The following is a 16,585-nucleotide window of genomic DNA, read 5'->3' as shown; positions in this document are numbered from 1 at the left end:
GCGCCAGCCGCTCCAGCACCGGATGCTCGCGCAGCACGTCGAGCGTATTCCAGCCCATATGCGGGATCTTCAGGCTCTCGTCACGCGGCGTGATTTTTTCGACGTCGCCGCCGATCCAGTTCAGGCCTTGCGTGATGACATGCTCCTTGCCGCGGGTGGCGAACAGCTGCATGCCGACGCAAATGCCGAACATCGGCCGCGCCTTGACGCGCACGGCTTCGGTGATCGCCTCGACCATGCCGTTGACCGCATCGAGCCCGCGCCGGCAATCGGCGAAGGCGCCGACGCCCGGCAACACCAGGCGATCAGCGCTGTAGGCCCGGTCCGGATCGCTGGTGACGAAGACCTTCTGCGGATTTTCCATGCTGCGCGCGGCACGCTCGAAGGCTTTCGCGGCCGAATGCAGATTCCCGGAACCGTAATCGATGATGGCGACGCTCATCTTGACCCTCCCGGTTCTGGAAACAAACCAATGATGCCGCCGGCCGGAATCGGCGGCGGGTTCGAGAATTGCTGACCCGGCGAGTTGCGGGTCGGGGGCGGGCCGCCGCGATCGACGGCCCATTGATCGTTGACGATGCCGTGCTGCTTCTGGCTCCAGCGCTCGAAGAATCGGCGTTCGGCGGTGTCCTCGTCATCGGCGACGACGACGTCGAGCTGCCGCCATTTGCCGCGCGACAGCGTCCAGCGGCGCAGGCTGGAGGCCTCGAAGCCCATCAGCACCGCGACGATCATGTTGGCGAAGAAGATCGAACTGCGGCCGACGCCGAGGCTGTGCAGCCCGGCATCGAATGCGGCCAGGAAGACGATCCAGCCGATCAGCGCCAGCCAGAGCCGGTTCCAGAGCAGCCAGAACGGGCCGAACACCATCGCCCAGAAATGGAAGCCGTCGCGCACGAACACGAATTTGTCGGTCGCGCGCAGATTGGCTCCGCCAGGGAAGGGAGCATGAACTGTGTAGACAGGCATGGCGATGCCTCGTTCCCAAGAATTCAGTGATGCCGCCAGCAGCGTTTGCCGCGGGCCGAAGACGTCAGCCGCCGAGCGAGCCCTTGGTGGACGGGATCTCGCCCACGGCCTTCGGATCGATCGCGACCGCCGTGCGCAGCGCCCGCGCCAGACCCTTGAAGCAGGACTCGGCGATATGGTGGCTGTTATCGCCATATAGGGTCTCGACGTGGAGAGTCACGCCGGCATTCATGGCGAAGGCCTGGAACCACTCGCGCACCAGCTCGGTGTCGAACTCACCGATCTTGTCGCGGGGGAATTCGGCCTTGAACACCAGGAACGGGCGGCCCGAGATGTCGATGACCACGCGCGACAGTGTCTCGTCCATGGGCATGTGCACGCCGGCATAGCGGGTGATGCCCGCCATGTTGCCGAGCGCCTGCCTGATCGCCTGGCCGAGCGCGATGCCGGTGTCTTCGGTGGTATGGTGATAGTCAATGTGCAGGTCGCCAACCGCCTTGACCGTGAGGTCGATGCGGGAATGGCGGGCGAGGAGATCGAGCATATGGTCGAAAAAGCCGATGCCGGTCGCGATATCGGCCACGCCGGTGCCATCGAGGTTCACGGTGACCTCGATCTCGGTTTCCTTGGTCTTGCGCTTGATCGTCGCGGTGCGCATCAAAACTAGCTTTCATCCAGGCCTGGGGCCGAAAACGGGGGTCTTTTAACAGCCCCATGACACCTTCGCTACTGCGGGAACGGCCGGCCGGGCCTCTACTTCTGCCTATGGTGAGCGAAATGGGCCCGGAGCGGCCCGTTGTGCCGCCGTCTCCGACCGCCTAAATCAGGCCGGACAACGAGGTAATTTATGCAGGATTCCCAGAACAGCTCGCCGGTCTGGCACGGCACCACGATTTTGACGGTCCGCAAGGGCGGCAAGGTGGTGGTCGGCGGCGACGGCCAGGTCTCGATCGGCCAGACCGTGATCAAGTCCAACGCCAGGAAGGTCCGGAAACTCGGCAAGGGCGACGTGATCGGCGGCTTTGCCGGCGCCACCGCCGACGCCTTCACGCTGTTCGAGCGCCTGGAAGCCAAGCTCGAGCAATATCCGGGGCAATTGACCCGGGCGGCCGTGGAGCTGGCCAAGGACTGGCGCACCGACCGCTATCTGCGGCGGCTGGAGGCCATGATGATCGTGGCCGACAAGGACGTCTCCCTGGTGCTCACAGGCACCGGCGACGTGCTCGAGCCCGAGGCCGGCGTCATGGCGATCGGCTCCGGCGGCAACTACGCGCTGGCCGCCGCCCGCGCCCTGCTCGACACCGACAAGGACGCCGAGACCATCGTCCGCCGCTCCCTCGACATCGCCGCCGACATCTGCGTCTACACCAACCGCAACGTCACCATCGAAGCCCTGTCGGCCGGCTGATTTGACTGAACGCTCGACCCGCGCACTCGCTGCAACCTCTCCCGCTTGCGGGGGAGGTCGACGCGGAGCGTCGGGTGGGGACTCTCTCCTCTTGGAGAATCCCTCTGCGGAGACAGCCCTCTCCCCAACCCTCTCCCGCAGGCGGGAAAGGGAGCGCACCGTTGCCGTGGTTGCGCACGATGCTCCCTCACTGCGATGATACGCGTACCATGACGCTCGCACCCACCGAGTCCACCAAGACAGCTTTCCCCGCAACCACCTGGGTCGGCATCGCACTGTTGCTGCTGGCGCTGCAGGCCTCGATCCTGTTCGCGATGGGGCGGGTGCCGATCTGCACCTGCGGCTACGTCAAGCTCTGGCATGGCGTGGTGAACAGCTCGGAGAATTCGCAGCACATCGCGGACTGGTACAGTTTCTCGCACGTCCTGCACGGCTTCCTGTTCTACGGATTGACCTGGCTGCTGTTCGTGCGTTTGCCATTCCTGACCTTGTCATGGCCCGCCCGCCTGATCATCGCGATGCTGATCGAGGGCGCCTGGGAGATCGTCGAGAACTCGCCGTTCATCATCGAGCGCTACCGCGCCGGCACCATCTCGCTGGATTATTTCGGCGACAGCATCGTCAATTCGGTCTCCGACAATCTGTTCATGATGCTCGGGTTTCTGGCCGCGCGCATGCTCCCGGTATCGGTGATCGTCCTGCTCGGGCTCGGCTTCGAAATCATGCTGGCGCTCCACATTCGCGACAATCTGACGCTGAACGTATTGATGCTGATCCATCCGATCGAGGCCGTGAAACAATGGCAATCGGGTCCGCCCATCATCTGACCTAAAATGCAGCTTGTCCTCGACCATCTCCCGCCCTAGCTAAGCAGACATGACAGACTTCTCTCCCCGCGAAATCGTTTCCGAACTCGACCGTTTCATCGTCGGCCAGGCCGACGCCAAGCGCGCCGTCTCGATCGCGCTGCGCAACCGCTGGCGGCGGCAGCAGCTCGAAGGCTCCTTGCGCGAGGAGGTGCTGCCGAAGAACATCCTGATGATCGGCCCCACCGGCGTCGGCAAGACGGAAATCGCGCGGCGGCTCGCCAAGCTCGCGAATGCGCCGTTCCTGAAGGTCGAGGCGACAAAATTCACCGAGGTCGGCTATGTCGGCCGCGACGTCGAGCAGATCATTCGCGACCTCGTCGAGGTCGCGATCGCCCAGGTGCGCGAGCGCAAGCGCAAGGACGTGCAGGCGCGCGCGCAGCTCGCCGCCGAGGAGCGCGTGCTCGATGCGCTGGTCGGCGCCAATGCCAGCTCGGCGACGCGGGAATCGTTCCGCAAGAAGCTGCGCGCCGGCGAGCTCAACGACAAGGAAATCGAGATCGAGACGCAATCGTCCGGTAGCGGCATGCCGATGTTCGAAATCCCGGGCATGCCGGGCGCGCAGATGGGCGCGATCTCGATCGGCGACATCTTCGGCAAGCTCGGCGGCCGCAGCAAGACGCGGCGGCTGACGGTGGAGAATTCCCACGAAATCCTCGTCAACGAGGAGTCCGACAAGCTGCTGGACACCGACCAGCTCACGCTCGAGGCGATCAGCGCGGTCGAGAACAACGGCATCGTGTTCCTGGACGAGATCGACAAGATCTGCGCGCGCGACGGCCGCGTCGGCGGCGACGTCTCCCGCGAGGGCGTGCAGCGCGATCTCTTGCCGCTGATCGAAGGCACCACGGTCTCGACCAAGCACGGCGCGGTGAAGACCGACCACATCCTGTTCATTGCGTCGGGCGCCTTCCACGTCGCCAAGCCGTCGGACCTGCTGCCGGAATTGCAGGGCCGCCTGCCGATCCGCGTCGAGTTGCAGGCGCTGACCCGCGACGACATGCGGCGCATCCTGACCGAGCCCGAGGCTTCGCTGATCAAGCAATATGTCGCCCTGATGCAGACCGAGGGCGTCACGCTCGACATCACCGACAGCGCCATCGACGCGCTCGCCGACGTCGCGGTCGCGGTCAATTCGACCGTCGAGAACATCGGCGCGCGGCGGCTCCAGACCGTGATGGAGCGGGTGCTGGACGAAATCTCCTTCACCGCCCCCGACCGCAACGGCGAGACCGTCAAGGTCGACGCCGATTTCGTGCAGAAGCACGTCGGCGATCTCGCCAAGAACGCGGATCTGAGCCGGTTCATTTTGTAAGCAGAAAGACCCGGCAGTTCTGTCGGGCCTTTCGTTGCTACTGACTGAGCGTCAAGGACACTCGGGCAGGCTCAAGAGATTGTTGCGGGTGTCGTCGTCGCCTTCGGTGCGCAAGTACTTGTTGCCGAAGCGACTAACACCGATCTCGACCCAAACAGCCTTGGTCGAACCGGGGAGCGAAACATAGAAGCTCCACTCGCCGCGCTCGATCATAGTAATCGCCTGTTCCTGCGTGATCTTCCACTGGCTCGAGCCATAACCACCAACGTGGGTGATCCGTTCGAACGGATTCGGACGATCGCGCTTGTTCACACAGCGAATCTGCGCCGTCTGGGGCCTAGTCTGCGGACTGGTCATTCTTCACTCCTATCGAGAGCTGGGCTTGACCACCGACTCCACCCATGATTCCATGGGTTGCTTAGACAGCCTGTTCCGCGCCCAGCTCGGGATGCGGGTCAGAAGATTTGGAGCCGTTGGGTCTTGCCACCCGACGGCTTCGCTGCTTCTGAGGGTCACGGGAATGGTATCGGTGAGCGCCACGCGGTCAATATATAGTGGTTAAAATAATCCTGTGACCCACATATTGACTCAGAACCTGTTCGGAGTCCGGTCCCACCGATTCCCTTGGGTTGCAGCTTGAGCACGATCGCTGCAAATCTGCGCCAAAACCCCTGGCGCCTCCTGCTCGCGATCAACGCGGCGGTGATCGTCGGCGTGTTCGTGCACAAGATCCAGCTGCCGCCTTACGTCCCCTACATCCACCTGCTCGTCGACTACCATTTCGGCTTCATCAAGCGCGCGCTGATCGGGGCGATCGTCGCGCTGTTCACCGACAGGGTGCCGGTCTGGCTGGTGTTCGCGCTCGGCGGCGCGACCTGGCTTGTGACAGCAGGGCTGTACGCAAGACTATTTCAGAAGACATTCGGCTTCACCGCAAAGACCCTGCCGCTGTTCGTCTTCGTCGCGGGCTCGCCGTTCTTCCTGAAGAACTTCATGCACACGCTCGGCCATTTCGACATCTATGGCTGCGCGCTGGCGATCGTTCTGCTGCTGATGCCGGCGGGCTCGTTGCTGTTCGTGGCAACGGCCGCGCTGTTTGCAACCGTGCTCGTGCTGATCCATCACATTCACCTGCTGATGTATGTGCCTGTCATCATCACCATCGTGGTGATCAGGCATTACCTGACCCGTGGCCGCAATCGCACCAACGTCGCGTTCGGCGCCGTCGCATTCGCCACCGTCTCCGCGCTGTTCTTCGCCGCGCAGTTTTGGGGAACGATGCCGATCCCGGAGGCGGACTTCGTCGCGTATCTGAAGACCCGGATGGCCGATCCCTCCCGCACCGATCTGCTGCAATTCGCCTACATCTGGTATCAGCCGCTGGCGAAGGAGATTTCCGACACCTGGGGCCGGCTGCCGCACAACATCCTCGGCGTGCCCGTTTTTGCGCTGCTGATCTGGCTGCACACGCCGCTGTGGCGCTATTTTGCAAGCCTGATCGGCGCGCTCGCCAGCGAGACGCATCGCCGTCTCGTGGTTGCGGCACTGATCGGCATCAGCCTCGCCTATCTCGTGATGTTCGCGATGGTGTTCGACTATTCGCGCTGGATCTCGAACTGGGCGGTCTGCATGTTTCTGACCCTGCATGCGGTGAAGATGCTGCCGGCGGCGCGGGAGACCCCGCCAATCCTGGCAGAAGATCAGAAAACCAACATCTTCGGCATGATCCTGACGCTGATCCCGCGCGTCGGAATCGTACGGCCGTTTTAGGTGGTGTGCTCCCTCCCCCGCAAGCGGGAGAGGTTGCAGCGAGTCCGCGGTTAGTACCTCGCCCTGCGAATCCGCACATACAGCGCGCCCTCGCCGCCGTGGCCGATCGCGGCTTCCTCGAAGCCCACCACGAAGGCGCGGAATTCCGGCAGGCTCAGCCATTCCGGCACCTGCCGGCGCAGCACGCCGCTTTCGCCGCCGCTGCGTCCCTTGCCGGTGATGACGAGCACGAAGGTCAGGCCGTCATGATGGGCGCGGTGCAGGAAGCCGGTGAGGGCGCGGTGGGCACGCGACTGGGTCATGCCGTGCAGATCGAGCCGCGCATCGATCTCGCTGCGGCCGCGCGACAGCTTTGTGCGCTCGCGCTTGCCAAGGGGAGCCAATGGCGGGATCGCCGATTTGACCGCACGTGGCACCGGCGCAGCAGCCATCGGACGTGGAGATGATGCGGGTCGCGCGACCGGCGCTGCAGGTGGCGGCTCCGTGCGCAGCGGGGCATGTGCCTTGGCCGCACGATGCTTCCGCAATGGCTTGACCTGTTTGGCGACCGTGTCCCACAGCGCGCGTTCTTCCTCGCTCAGCGCGCGGCGGCGCGGCGAGGGGCGAGGCTCCAGCACGGGCGGACGGGACGATCGCTTCATTGCTGTCGATGGGAACGATTCTTCGCCGGCCGCCGCGGCTCGGGAGCGGGCTCGATCACGGGACGCGGCACCGGCAACGGGACTGGACCTGCGATAGCGACCGTCTCGCCCTTGCCTTGCGCCACCGCTGCGGCCGGAGCCGGCGGCTTGTCCTTCGCAGGATCGGTTTGCGGAAACAGTTTTGCGATCTTCTCCGAGGGACGCGGATCCGGCACTGGCAGCCGCGCGGCGCGCGTCGTGGGATCGAGACCCTTCGGCACCAGCATGACAAAATGCATGGGATGGCGCAGCCGGCCCGAGACGCGGCCGGCATCCGCGCCGGCGCCGAAATAGAGATCGGCACGCGCGGGGCCGATGATGGCCGAGCCGGTGTCCTGCGCGATCATCAGCCGATGGAACGGCGTCTTCGCGCGGTCGGACTCGATCGGCAGCTCGCCCTCGATGAAGAACGGCGTGCCGTAGACATGCAGCGCCTTGTCCACCGCGATCGAGCGCCCGGCCGTGAGCGGAATGCCTTGCGCGCCCACCGCCTCGTCCTTGTCGGAGAGGTTGACCTCGCGGAAGAAGATGTAGGCGCGGTTCGCCCGCCGCAGCTCCTTGGCGCCATCGGGGTTTTGCGTCATCCACTCCCTGATCTTCTGCATCGACATCTCCTCTCTCGGGATGATGCCGCGCTCGATCAGGATGCGCCCCACGGCCGTGTAGGGATAGCCGTTGTAGGCGTCGTAGTTGAGCCGGAGCGTGGTGCCGTCATCGAACTTGATCCTCGCCGAGCCCTGGATCTGGGCGAACAGCAGATCGGTCGGGTCCTTCAGCCAGGCGATCTCCAGCCCGCGGCCGGCGATCTTGCCGTCCTCGATCTCGCCGCGGTCGTAATAGGGCACCAGCTTGCGGCGGCCGATCTTGCGATAGACCGGGCCCTTGTTGGGCAGGCTGACGGAGTCCTGCCTGTAGCCGCGCACGAACAGGTTGGAGGGCCGGCGATAGACCGGGACGTTGTAAACGTCGGTCTGCGTCCGCGAGCCCTCCAGCACCGGCTCGTAATAGCCGGTGACGAAACCGTCGGGCTCGCCGAGGCGCGAGATGCGCAGCGGCGCAAAATTCTCTTCGAAGAAGGTCTTTGCCGTCGCATCGTCGCTGAGCTTGAGCGACTTGGCAGCCCTGCAAGGCTCACTCAGCGAGCCACCAAGCGCCTTTGCGTCCTTCGGCTCGGGCGCGCTGGTCTGCGCATTGATCGACTTGCAGCTGGCGCGGAAGGTCTTGTAGGCCGCAAGATGATCGTCATCGCCCCAGCCTTTCACATCCGCCCAGGGCAGCGGCAAATATTGCGCGCCGGGGATTTCGAACGGCAAGGGCAACTGCGGATAGGGCAACGCCCGCGGCGGGGCGGCAGGCAATTGCGGGAGATGATGGTGGTGGCTGCGATAGTGGCGCCGCGCAGCCTCGGCGCCGAGCGAAAACGACGACAGCACGACGACACCCGCGCAAAGCGCCGTCGCGCCGGTCTTCAGAAAGACCTTAATTCGCGCTTCCGGTGCCAACCAGCTTCCAGTTCGGATCGCGAGAGGTGGTGTCGCGGGCGAAAGTCCAGATATCGGTGATGTCGGCGACCGTGTCGGCGCTGCCGTCGACGATGTTGCCGGCCTTGTCGCGGGTCGCCGAGATCATCTGCGAGACGAAGCGGATGGTGAGCTGGGCGGTGCGGTCGCGCAGCTCGGCGCCGACGAGCTCGGCCTTGTCGATCGAGACGAAGCGCGTCTCGGTCTTCTGCTCGTTCTTCTCGCGTTCCTTGATGGCGGCATCGAAGCTGTCATAGACCTCCGACGACAACAGGTCGCGCAACGCGCGGCGGTCGCCATTGGCAAAGGCCAGCACGATCATCTCATAGGCGCCGCGGGCGCCGGAGATGAAATGGCGGGGGTCGAAGGTGGAATCCTTGTCGACGATGGCATCGAGACCCTGGGCGAGCGCGGTGCCGGGCTCGGTCAGGCCCTTCCAGCGGTCGGAGGGCGCGGTCGGCTCGACCGACGGCGCCAGCGGGGCCTGGTCGATCACCTTGCCCGGCATGGTCACGACATTCTTGTCCTGGGCACCCCCCAGCGCGTTGCGGGCGGCAGTATGGTCGAACGGCGGCCGTTCACTGCCCGTGCGCTGCCCCAGCACGCTGCGCAGCCTCAGAAAGATGAAGACCGCCAGCGCCAGGAAGATGATGGTGTAGATGTCCACGTCGTATTCGCTTTCTGGTCTTCTCGAGAAGGGGCCGACTAGAAGGGATCGTCGCCGGGAAAATCGATCCGGCCAGTAGACCGTTCCATACGGGAACGGCAAGTCTACATCACCATTTTAGGTCCGCGCGTCTGGTCCGTGGGATGTAGGCACGAAATCTTGCCCGGCCAATGGCGCCTTTTGGCACAGCACGGATTGTAGCGCGTTTTATGCTTAAGGGGAAACCCGATCCTGCCCGGAAATCGCGCATCTTCAATCATTTAACCTGCGATCTGGCGGGAACGCCGGCTTGAACGCCACAGTTGTGGCCGCGTTCCGGACACCCGATCCCGGGCCGTTCGTCCTTGTGGAATGAGGCGGCCCTATGTTAGCCAACCGCCGCGAAATTCAGCCCAAATCGGGTAAGGAGAGACTTTCATGACCAACGGTAACGGCACCCCTCCCGAGGCGGCCCAGGCTCCCCAGCTCAACGTGCTGGCGCAATATACCAAGGACCTCTCGTTCGAAAATCCGAACGCGCCCAGCTCGCTCCAGCAGCAGAGCCAGCCGCCCCAGATCAACATCCAGATCAATGTCGGCGCCAACAACCTCAGCGAAACCGAGTTCGAGGTGACGCTGTCGGTCGAGGGCAAGGCCGAGACCGCGGGCAAGATCATGTTCTCGTTCGAGCTCGCCTATGCCGGCGTGTTCCGCATTACCAACGTGCCGAAGGAAAACCTGCATCCGCTGGTCATGATCGAATGCCCGCGCCTGCTGTTCCCGTTCGCCCGTGAGATCATCGCCACCGCCGTGCGCGACGGCGGGTTCCCGCCGCTGATGCTGGACCCGGTCGATTTCGTCGGTCTCTATCGCCAGAACATGGAGCGGCAAATGGCCGCTCAGCCGACGAGCGGCCAGGCCTGACGGCAGGCCTGACCGGCAGGCCTAACCGGCCGCAGGAGCGACTGGAGCGGGCAGGAACTCGTTCCAGATTGCCTTGTCGCCGAGCGTCGCAATGAAGGCCCGGTGGGCCTCGCGCTCGGCATCCGATACCCGCGGCGCGAGCGGCACAGACCGCTGCCGCCGCGGCGCATCACCGGCCGCATTGGTTCTGCTGTCCTCGGCGTCCGACGCCAGCAGCAGCTGCGACTGCCGCGCCCCGACCAGATCGACATAGACCTCAGCCAGCAGTTCGGCGTCGAGCAAGGCGCCGTGCTTGGTGCGGCGTGAATTGTCGATCGAATAGCGCGAGCAGAGATCGTCGAGCCGGTTCGACACGCCGGGATGCTTGCGCCGCGCCAGCAGCAGCGTATCGACCAGCCGCTCGCGGGGGATCGCCGCCCGCTTGATCCTGTCGAGCTCGGCGTTGATGAAGCTGATGTCGAACGAGGCGTTGTGGATCACCAGCGGCGCTTCGCCGATGAACTCCAGGAACGCCTCGACGACCTCGTGGAACAATGGCTTGGTCGACAGGAATTCGGCCGACAGCCCGTGCACTGCAAAGGCTTCCGCCGGCATGTCCCTCTCGGGATTGATATAGACGTGATACGTCTGCCCCGTCGGCATCCGGTTCAACATCTCGACGCAACCGATTTCGACCAGGCGATCGCCGCGGAGCGGATCGAGGCCGGTGGTTTCGGTATCGAGAACGATTTCGCGCATGATTTGAGGACGCCGTGCAAAGAGCCTTGTCAGCGCGGCGAATCAGGCTCGCCGCTGCGGCATCTTAACGACCTCGGCCAGGATGTGCGTGATTTGGGCGCGCACCGGTTCAAGTCCGTGTGACGTATCCACTACGAAATCGGCCCGTTCGCGCTTCTCGGCGTCCGGCGTCTGCTTGGCGATGATGGCGTCGAGTTTGGCCTCGTCCATCGTACCGCGCGCCAGGACCCGCGCGCGCTGCAGCTCCGGCGAGGTCGTCACCACGACCACGGCGTCGACCCGCTTCTCGCCGCCGGTCTCGAACAGCAGCGGAATATCCAGCACCACGACCGGCGCCTTGGCGGCTTCCGCGTCGGCAAAGAATTTTTTCCGGGAGGCGCCGAGCATCGGATGAACGATCTGCTCGAGCTGCTTGATCGCGGCGGGATCATGCACGACGCGCGCCGACAGTTTGGGACGATCGACCTTGCCGTTGACGGTGGTGCCGGGGAAGGCGGCCTCGATCGCGGGAGCCGCCTCGCCCTCATAGAGCTGGTGGACGGCAGCATCGGCGTCGTAGACGGGCACGCCGGCTTCCGCGAACAGTTTCGCGGTGGTGGATTTGCCCATCCCGATCGAGCCGGTCAGTCCGAGGATCCGCATCAGTGCCCAGCCATGGCCATCATCTACACCGCAATTAGCTGTTCGCTGCGCAGGAACGCAAGCAGCGGCAGCAGCGGCAGGCCGAGAATGGTGAAATGGTCGCCTTCGATGCGCTCGAACAGATGGATGCCGAGGCCTTCGAGCTGATAGGCGCCGACGCTGGTCGTCACGGCATCGCCGGCGGCGTCGAGATAGGCCGAAAGCTCCGCCTCGGTCATTTTCCGCATGGTCATGCGCGCCACCGTCACATCCTCGAAGACAATCCTGCCGTCATGCGCCACGGCCACGGCGGAATTCAGTTCATGGCTGTTGCCGGCCAGATCGCGCAATTGCGCCAACGCCTGGAGACGCCCGGCCGGCTTGTTGAAGAGACGCTCGCCCAGGGCCAGCGTCTGGTCGGCACCGATCACATAGCTTCCGGGACGATTGGCCGAGACGGCTCTGGCCTTTTCGCGGGCCAGCAGCAGACCGATCTCGCGCGGGTTTGAAAGTTTCGACGCGGCCTGAATGCCACGCTCGTCAATGTCGGCCGTCACGGCCTCGAATGCGAGCCCGGCATTGGCCAGCAGCATCTTTCGCGCGCTGCTTTGCGAGGCCAGGATCAAGGGAGACGTGCCGAGCCACAGACCCATCGCGCAAACTGTTTCCAAATCTATTCGGAAGGCCGGTTACGCTGGCGATCGCTGTACAGCTTCATGATCGCCGCGGCGGTTTCCTCGATCGAGCGCCGCGTGACGTCGAGCAGCGGCCAGTCGTGCTTGGCGCTGAGCTTGCGCGCAAACGCAACCTCCTCGGCGACCGACTGCTTGTCGGTATAAGTGTCGCCGCTGGAATCGGCGCCCATCGAGAGAAGACGGTTCGTCCGGACCTGGATCAGGCGTTCCGGCGTCGCATGCAGGCTGACCACGAGCGGCCGTGTCAGCGTCTCCAACTGCGCGGGCACCGGAATGCCCGGCACCAGCGGCACGTTGGCGGTGCGGATGCCGCGATTGGCAAGATAAATCGACGTCGGCGTCTTGGAGGTGCGGGAGACACCGACCAGCACGACATCGGCATCGTCGAGACCTTCGACATGCTGACCGTCATCATGGATCATCGTATAGTTCAGCGCGTCGATGCGCTTGAAATATTCCGCGTTGAGCACGTGCTGGGCGCCGACACGCCCCGTGGTCGCAGCGCCGAGATAGGCCTCGAACAGCTGCATCACCGGCCCGATGATCGACAGGCTCGGAACGTTGATGTTCTTGCACTTGTCCTCCAGCCTGGAGACCAGATCCTTCTCCAGCAGCGTGAACAGCACGATGCCCGGCGCTTCCTCGATCTCGTCGAGCACGCGATCGAGCTGCTTCTGGCTGCGCACCAACGGATAGACGTGCTCGACCGGGGTGACGTTCGCGTATTGCGCGGCGACGGCGCGCGCGACCGTGATCAGCGTCTCGCCGGTGGAATCGGACACCAGGTGCAGATGGAAATAATTGGTCGAGGTCGGCACAAAAACTCTTTGTATGAGGACGGTGTGGTTTGTGGATTTCTGTGGACCTTAACCCCTCGGAAAGGGTTGCGCGACACCAGGGGCGGGACAAGTGCCAATTTTCTTCACACCACTGCCCGTCGGAATAAGTCCGGCGCCTTGAAAAAAGGGAAGTGGGATTGCGCGGACAACCCCCTTGATAAGCTGCTGACAGAAACGCGCAAGCCTTTGAAGGCGGCTGACTTATCGTACGTCGTCGGCGTGACCGAGGATATGTTGATGGATGTGAACAAGCGCAGGCGAGCTTGCGGACGGAATTGTGTGAGTCCAATTCACGGTCACTAAGACTCAAACCTTAAGAATCTAAGATTCTTTATTGGAGAAGGGCGCTCCAGACGGATATGTGTGCAGGAGAGATCTTAACGAGGTCTTACTATCCCCAGTTCCATTCGCTGGGCGGAAACCCGGGCGCAGACCATGTTTGAGGACGTCTATCTCTGGATCAAGGCGCTGCATGTGATCGCCGTCATCTCCTGGATGGCCGGCATGCTCTATCTGCCCAGGCTGTTCATCTATCACTGCGAGGCCGAAATCGGCTCGAAGCAGTCGGAGACGTTCAAGGTCATGGAACGTCGCCTGCTCAAGGCGATCATCAACCCGGCCATGATCGTCACCTGGCTTGCCGGGCTGTTTCTCGCCTGGTCCGGCCACTGGTTCACATTCGGTTGGCTGCACGTAAAACTGGCACTGGTCCTGGCGCTGTCAGCGGTCCACGGCTTTTTTTCCCGCTGGGTGAAGGATTTTGCGGCCGACAAGCGCCCGCGAACCCAGAAATTCTATCGAATTATCAATGAAGTGCCGACCGTCCTAATGATTCTCATCGTCATCATGGTGATCGTGAAACCGTTCTAGGCAGCAATCCCGAAGGATCGCTCAGCGCTTCGGCTTGCGGAGTGAGAAGCGATTTTCTATATTAGCGATATCCCACCCAACGCAGGCGGATGTGGTTGTGTCCGAGCTTTCCAGAGGCCGGACACCGCATCAGGTTTGAAGCCTCACCGGCGCTCTCCTTGCCAGACCTGCGGACCTTACCTTTTCGCGTCCGCATTTCAGAGCCTCCTCGCACCCCCCTTCCCAAGGTTACCCCACAGGACCACCCCAATGCGGGAAATTAAACTCGAAGACCTCAAGTCCAAAACGCCGGCCGAGCTCGTCTCGTTTGCGGAGGAAAACGGGGTCGAGAACGCCAGCACCATGCGCAAGCAGGAGCTGCTGTTCGCCATCCTCAAGCAGCTTGCGCTCGCCGAGACCGACATTGTCGGCCAGGGCGTCGTCGAGGTGCTCTCCGACGGCTTCGGCTTCCTCCGCTCGCCCGATGCCAATTATCTGCCGGGCCCGGATGACATCTACGTTTCGCCCTCGCAGATCCGCCGTTTCGGCCTGCGCACCGGCGACACCATCGAAGGCCACATTCGCAGCCCGAAAGAGGGCGAGCGCTATTTCGCGCTGCTGAAGGTCAACACGCTCAATTTCGAGGACCCGGAAAAGGCCAAGCACAAGGTCAATTTCGACAACCTCACGCCGCTGTTTCCGAATCAGCGCTTCCGCATGGAAATCGACGATCCGACCCGGAAAGACCTGTCTGCAAGGGTGATCGACATCGTCGCGCCGATCGGCAAGGGCCAGCGCGCCTTGATCGTGGCGCCGCCGCGCACGGGTAAAACCGTGCTGATGCAGAACATCGCGCATTCGATCACGCACAATCATCCCGAATGCTATCTGATCGTGCTCTTGATCGACGAACGTCCGGAAGAAGTCACGGACATGCAGCGCTCGGTGAAGGGCGAGGTCGTGTCCTCGACCTTCGACGAGCCGGCCGTGCGTCACGTCCAGGTCGCCGAGATGGTGATCGAAAAAGCAAAACGGCTGGTCGAGCATGGCCGCGACGTCGTCATCCTGCTCGATTCGATCACGCGCCTTGGCCGTGCCTACAACACCGTGGTGCCGTCATCCGGTAAGGTGCTGACCGGCGGTGTCGACGCCAACGCGCTGCAGCGCCCGAAGCGCTTCTTCGGTGCCGCCCGTAACATCGAGGAGGGCGGCTCGCTGACGATCATCGCGACCGCGCTGGTCGATACCGGCAGCCGCATGGACGAAGTCATTTTCGAAGAGTTCAAGGGCACCGGTAACTCCGAACTGATCCTGGACCGCAAGGTCTCGGACAAGCGCACCTTCCCGGCGATCGACATCTCGCGCTCCGGCACCCGCAAGGAGGAGCTCATCACCGATCCGCAGGTGCTCAAGAAGATGTACGTCCTCCGCCGCATCCTCAATCCGATGGGCACGATGGACGCGATCGACTTCCTGCTCGACAAGCTGCGCTCGACCAAGAGCAATTCGGAGTTCTTCGACTCCATGAACACCTGAGTGCGGTGCAGCAAGAGATCAAAGGGCGCCTTCGGGCGCCCTTTTTGTTGTGCAACTTTGCTGCGGCTGATGTGCAGCATGAATTTGGATCTGGCGCCTGAATCTGGTCTTCTTTTAAACCGTTGATATATCTCAATAATACTTGATTCCGTGACGCCTTTTCGGTCCGGGAGGCATAAATTCATGCAGCAAATGACCCACTTATGTTGCAGCGCAATATGGGAATTTGCTGCAGGATTTTGTGCAGCAAAAGCCTGCCGCTGGCCGGCTGAAACGGATGTTTGCGTTTTTGCCGGGAGCTGGACAAATAGGCCATGCACCCGCGAGACCAGACCATCTTTGCGCTGTCGTCCGGCCGTGCGCCAAGCGCGATCGCGGTGGTGCGCGTCTCGGGCTCACAGGCCGGTACGGTCCTGACGGCGCTCGCGGGCAGGCCGCCGACGCCGCGGCAGGCGAGCCGCCGGCTGCTCCATGACGGCACGGGCCAGCCGATCGACGACGCGGTCGTGCTCTGGTTTCCGGGGCCGGCAAGCGCGACCGGCGAGGACATCGCCGAATTTCACGTCCATGGCGGCCGCGCGGTGCTGGCCGCGCTCCTCGCCGCGATTTCCTCTATTCCGAATACGCGGGCGGCCGAACCCGGCGAATTCACGCGGCGCGCGTTCGAGAACGGCAAGCTCGATCTCACCGAAGCCGAAGGTCTCGACGACCTCATCCACGCCGACACCGACCGCCAGCGTCGCCAGGCGCTGCGCCAGTTGCAGGGCCTGCTCGGCGATCGCGCGCGCGACTGGCGCGAGCGCATCATCGAGGCCTCGGCGCTGATCGAGGCCGGCATCGATTTTTCCGACGAGGGCGATGTGCCGGCGGAGCTGCGAGCGCCGGCGGTGAAGGCGATCAGGAACCTGCACGACGAAATCGCAAAGGTCCTTGCGGCACAGGGACATTCTGAACGACTACGCGACGGCCTGGTGGTCGCGATCGCGGGCGAGCCGAATGTCGGCAAGTCGACGCTGATGAACCAGCTGGCTCGCCGCGAGGTCGCGATCGTCTCACCGCACGCCGGCACCACGCGTGACGTGATCGAGGTGCAGCTCGACCTCGATGGCTACCCCGTCACTGTCATCGACACCGCCGGGATTCGCGAGACTGATGATCCGGTTGAGCAGGAAGGGGTGCGGCGGGCGCGAGCCAGGGCCGAGGATGCAG

The 16,585-nt window shown here is 63.4% G+C and carries 19 protein-coding genes; 8 read left to right on the top strand and 11 right to left on the bottom strand.

What is annotated here, in order from left to right:
* The 3 genes from hisH to hisB all read right to left on the bottom strand — a co-directional run.
* Positions 1-442: imidazole glycerol phosphate synthase subunit HisH (gene hisH / locus PMI42_RS10935; protein WP_008133598.1), on the bottom strand; the 442-nt coding region annotated here is incomplete at its 3' end.
* Positions 439-969: a DUF2628 domain-containing protein gene (locus PMI42_RS10930; protein WP_008133597.1), complete on the bottom strand. Its 531-nt coding sequence runs from the start codon at positions 967-969 to the stop codon at positions 439-441. The genes hisH and PMI42_RS10930, both read right to left, overlap by 4 nt.
* Before the next feature lie 64 nt (positions 970-1,033).
* Positions 1,034-1,627: an imidazoleglycerol-phosphate dehydratase HisB gene (gene hisB, locus PMI42_RS10925; protein ID WP_008133596.1), complete on the bottom strand. Its 594-nt coding sequence runs from the start codon at positions 1,625-1,627 to the stop codon at positions 1,034-1,036.
* Between the two features lie 189 nt (positions 1,628-1,816).
* On the opposite strand from hisB, the gene hslV reads away from it, so the two are divergent.
* From hslV to hslU, 3 genes are all read left to right on the top strand, one after another.
* Entirely contained in the window at positions 1,817-2,377 is a 561-nt protein-coding gene (hslV, locus tag PMI42_RS10920) for an ATP-dependent protease subunit HslV (RefSeq protein ID WP_008133594.1), read from the top strand.
* 209 nt (positions 2,378-2,586) lie between these two features.
* Complete coding sequence (locus PMI42_RS10915) at positions 2,587-3,204, top strand: DUF2585 domain-containing protein (protein WP_008133592.1); 618 nt, start codon at positions 2,587-2,589, stop codon at positions 3,202-3,204.
* 49 nt (positions 3,205-3,253) lie between these two features.
* Entirely contained in the window at positions 3,254-4,558 is a 1,305-nt protein-coding gene (gene hslU, locus PMI42_RS10910) for an ATP-dependent protease ATPase subunit HslU (RefSeq protein ID WP_008133591.1), read from the top strand.
* Positions 4,559-4,609: 51 nt separating this feature from the next.
* On the opposite strand, the gene PMI42_RS10905 is transcribed toward hslU, so the two are convergent.
* On the bottom strand, positions 4,610-4,915 hold the full coding sequence (locus PMI42_RS10905) for a DUF3892 domain-containing protein (RefSeq protein WP_008133589.1): 306 nt from the start codon (positions 4,913-4,915) through the stop codon (positions 4,610-4,612).
* 279 nt (positions 4,916-5,194) lie between these two features.
* On the opposite strand from PMI42_RS10905, the gene PMI42_RS10900 reads away from it, so the two are divergent.
* Positions 5,195-6,328: a hypothetical protein gene (locus tag PMI42_RS10900; protein ID WP_008133587.1), complete on the top strand. Its 1,134-nt coding sequence runs from the start codon at positions 5,195-5,197 to the stop codon at positions 6,326-6,328.
* Positions 6,329-6,378: 50 nt separating this feature from the next.
* On the opposite strand, the gene PMI42_RS10895 is transcribed toward PMI42_RS10900, so the two are convergent.
* The 3 genes from PMI42_RS10895 to PMI42_RS10885 are packed head-to-tail and all read right to left on the bottom strand — an operon-like array spanning position 6,379 to position 9,195.
* Complete coding sequence (locus tag PMI42_RS10895; RefSeq protein WP_008133585.1) at positions 6,379-6,969, bottom strand: Smr/MutS family protein; 591 nt, start codon at positions 6,967-6,969, stop codon at positions 6,379-6,381.
* Positions 6,966-8,510, bottom strand: coding sequence for a murein transglycosylase A (mltA, locus tag PMI42_RS10890; protein ID WP_008133583.1), 1,545 nt, complete (start codon positions 8,508-8,510; stop codon positions 6,966-6,968). Before mltA ends, PMI42_RS10895 begins: the two co-directional genes overlap by 4 nt.
* Complete coding sequence (locus PMI42_RS10885) at positions 8,488-9,195, bottom strand: Tim44/TimA family putative adaptor protein (protein WP_008133581.1); 708 nt, start codon at positions 9,193-9,195, stop codon at positions 8,488-8,490. Before PMI42_RS10885 ends, mltA begins: the two co-directional genes overlap by 23 nt.
* Positions 9,196-9,612: 417 nt before the next feature.
* Here PMI42_RS10885 and secB point away from each other — a divergent pair, with 417 nt between their 5' ends.
* Positions 9,613-10,098: a protein-export chaperone SecB gene (gene secB, locus PMI42_RS10880; protein WP_008133578.1), complete on the top strand. Its 486-nt coding sequence runs from the start codon at positions 9,613-9,615 to the stop codon at positions 10,096-10,098.
* 21 nt (positions 10,099-10,119) lie between these two features.
* Here the strand turns inward: secB and dnaQ are convergent, their stop codons facing one another.
* From dnaQ to PMI42_RS10860, 4 genes are read right to left on the bottom strand one after another with little or no spacing between them, the layout of a single operon-like run.
* The gene (dnaQ, locus tag PMI42_RS10875) at positions 10,120-10,836 is read right to left on the bottom strand and encodes a DNA polymerase III subunit epsilon (protein ID WP_008133576.1); all 717 of its coding nucleotides are present in this window, start codon (positions 10,834-10,836) and stop codon (positions 10,120-10,122) included.
* 42 nt (positions 10,837-10,878) lie between these two features.
* Positions 10,879-11,478 carry a dephospho-CoA kinase gene (gene coaE, locus PMI42_RS10870; RefSeq protein ID WP_008133574.1) on the bottom strand — a complete coding sequence of 200 codons (600 nt, stop codon included), beginning with the start codon at positions 11,476-11,478 and terminating at the stop codon, positions 10,879-10,881.
* A 23-nt stretch (positions 11,479-11,501) separates the two neighbouring features.
* The gene (locus PMI42_RS10865) at positions 11,502-12,110 is read right to left on the bottom strand and encodes a Maf family nucleotide pyrophosphatase (RefSeq protein WP_008133572.1); all 609 of its coding nucleotides are present in this window, start codon (positions 12,108-12,110) and stop codon (positions 11,502-11,504) included.
* A gap of 20 nt (positions 12,111-12,130) precedes the next feature.
* The gene (locus tag PMI42_RS10860; protein WP_008133570.1) at positions 12,131-12,970 is read right to left on the bottom strand and encodes a pyruvate, water dikinase regulatory protein; all 840 of its coding nucleotides are present in this window, start codon (positions 12,968-12,970) and stop codon (positions 12,131-12,133) included.
* Between the two features lie 456 nt (positions 12,971-13,426).
* Between PMI42_RS10860 and hemJ the strand changes: the two genes are divergently transcribed.
* The 3 genes from hemJ to mnmE all read left to right on the top strand — a co-directional run.
* A complete protein-coding gene (hemJ, locus tag PMI42_RS10855; protein ID WP_008133569.1) occupies positions 13,427-13,861 on the top strand; it encodes a protoporphyrinogen oxidase HemJ in 435 nt (144 codons plus the stop codon).
* 249 nt (positions 13,862-14,110) lie between these two features.
* Positions 14,111-15,376: a transcription termination factor Rho gene (gene rho, locus PMI42_RS10850; protein WP_008133567.1), complete on the top strand. Its 1,266-nt coding sequence runs from the start codon at positions 14,111-14,113 to the stop codon at positions 15,374-15,376.
* 314 nt (positions 15,377-15,690) lie between these two features.
* Positions 15,691-16,585, top strand: an 895-nt coding sequence (gene mnmE, locus PMI42_RS10845) for a tRNA uridine-5-carboxymethylaminomethyl(34) synthesis GTPase MnmE (protein ID WP_008133565.1), incomplete at its 3' end; no start/stop codon positions are given.

The organism is Bradyrhizobium sp. YR681 (assembly GCF_000282615.1).
GTDB lineage: Bacteria > Pseudomonadota > Alphaproteobacteria > Rhizobiales > Xanthobacteraceae > Bradyrhizobium.
Note: the sequence above shows the minus strand (reverse complement) of the source record. Positions and strands in the feature narration are given on the sequence as shown.

Excerpts from the sequence above, each read along its gene's own strand:
- hslV (WP_008133594.1), top strand. The coding sequence starts at position 1,817 with ATGCAGGATTCCCAGAACAGCTCGCCGGTCTGGCACGGCACCACGATT.
- PMI42_RS10865 (WP_008133572.1), bottom strand. The coding sequence starts at position 12,110 with ATGGGTCTGTGGCTCGGCACGTCTCCCTTGATCCTGGCCTCGCAAAGC.
- PMI42_RS10895 (WP_008133585.1), bottom strand. The coding sequence starts at position 6,969 with ATGAAGCGATCGTCCCGTCCGCCCGTGCTGGAGCCTCGCCCCTCGCCG.
- hisB (WP_008133596.1), bottom strand. The coding sequence starts at position 1,627 with ATGCGCACCGCGACGATCAAGCGCAAGACCAAGGAAACCGAGATCGAG.
- secB (WP_008133578.1), top strand. The coding sequence starts at position 9,613 with ATGACCAACGGTAACGGCACCCCTCCCGAGGCGGCCCAGGCTCCCCAG.
- hemJ (WP_008133569.1), top strand. The coding sequence starts at position 13,427 with ATGTTTGAGGACGTCTATCTCTGGATCAAGGCGCTGCATGTGATCGCC.
- coaE (WP_008133574.1), bottom strand. The coding sequence starts at position 11,478 with ATGCGGATCCTCGGACTGACCGGCTCGATCGGGATGGGCAAATCCACC.
- PMI42_RS10915 (WP_008133592.1), top strand. The coding sequence starts at position 2,587 with ATGACGCTCGCACCCACCGAGTCCACCAAGACAGCTTTCCCCGCAACC.
- PMI42_RS10930 (WP_008133597.1), bottom strand. The coding sequence starts at position 969 with ATGCCTGTCTACACAGTTCATGCTCCCTTCCCTGGCGGAGCCAATCTG.
- dnaQ (WP_008133576.1), bottom strand. The coding sequence starts at position 10,836 with ATGCGCGAAATCGTTCTCGATACCGAAACCACCGGCCTCGATCCGCTC.
- hslU (WP_008133591.1), top strand. The coding sequence starts at position 3,254 with ATGACAGACTTCTCTCCCCGCGAAATCGTTTCCGAACTCGACCGTTTC.
- rho (WP_008133567.1), top strand. The coding sequence starts at position 14,111 with ATGCGGGAAATTAAACTCGAAGACCTCAAGTCCAAAACGCCGGCCGAG.
- PMI42_RS10905 (WP_008133589.1), bottom strand. The coding sequence starts at position 4,915 with ATGACCAGTCCGCAGACTAGGCCCCAGACGGCGCAGATTCGCTGTGTG.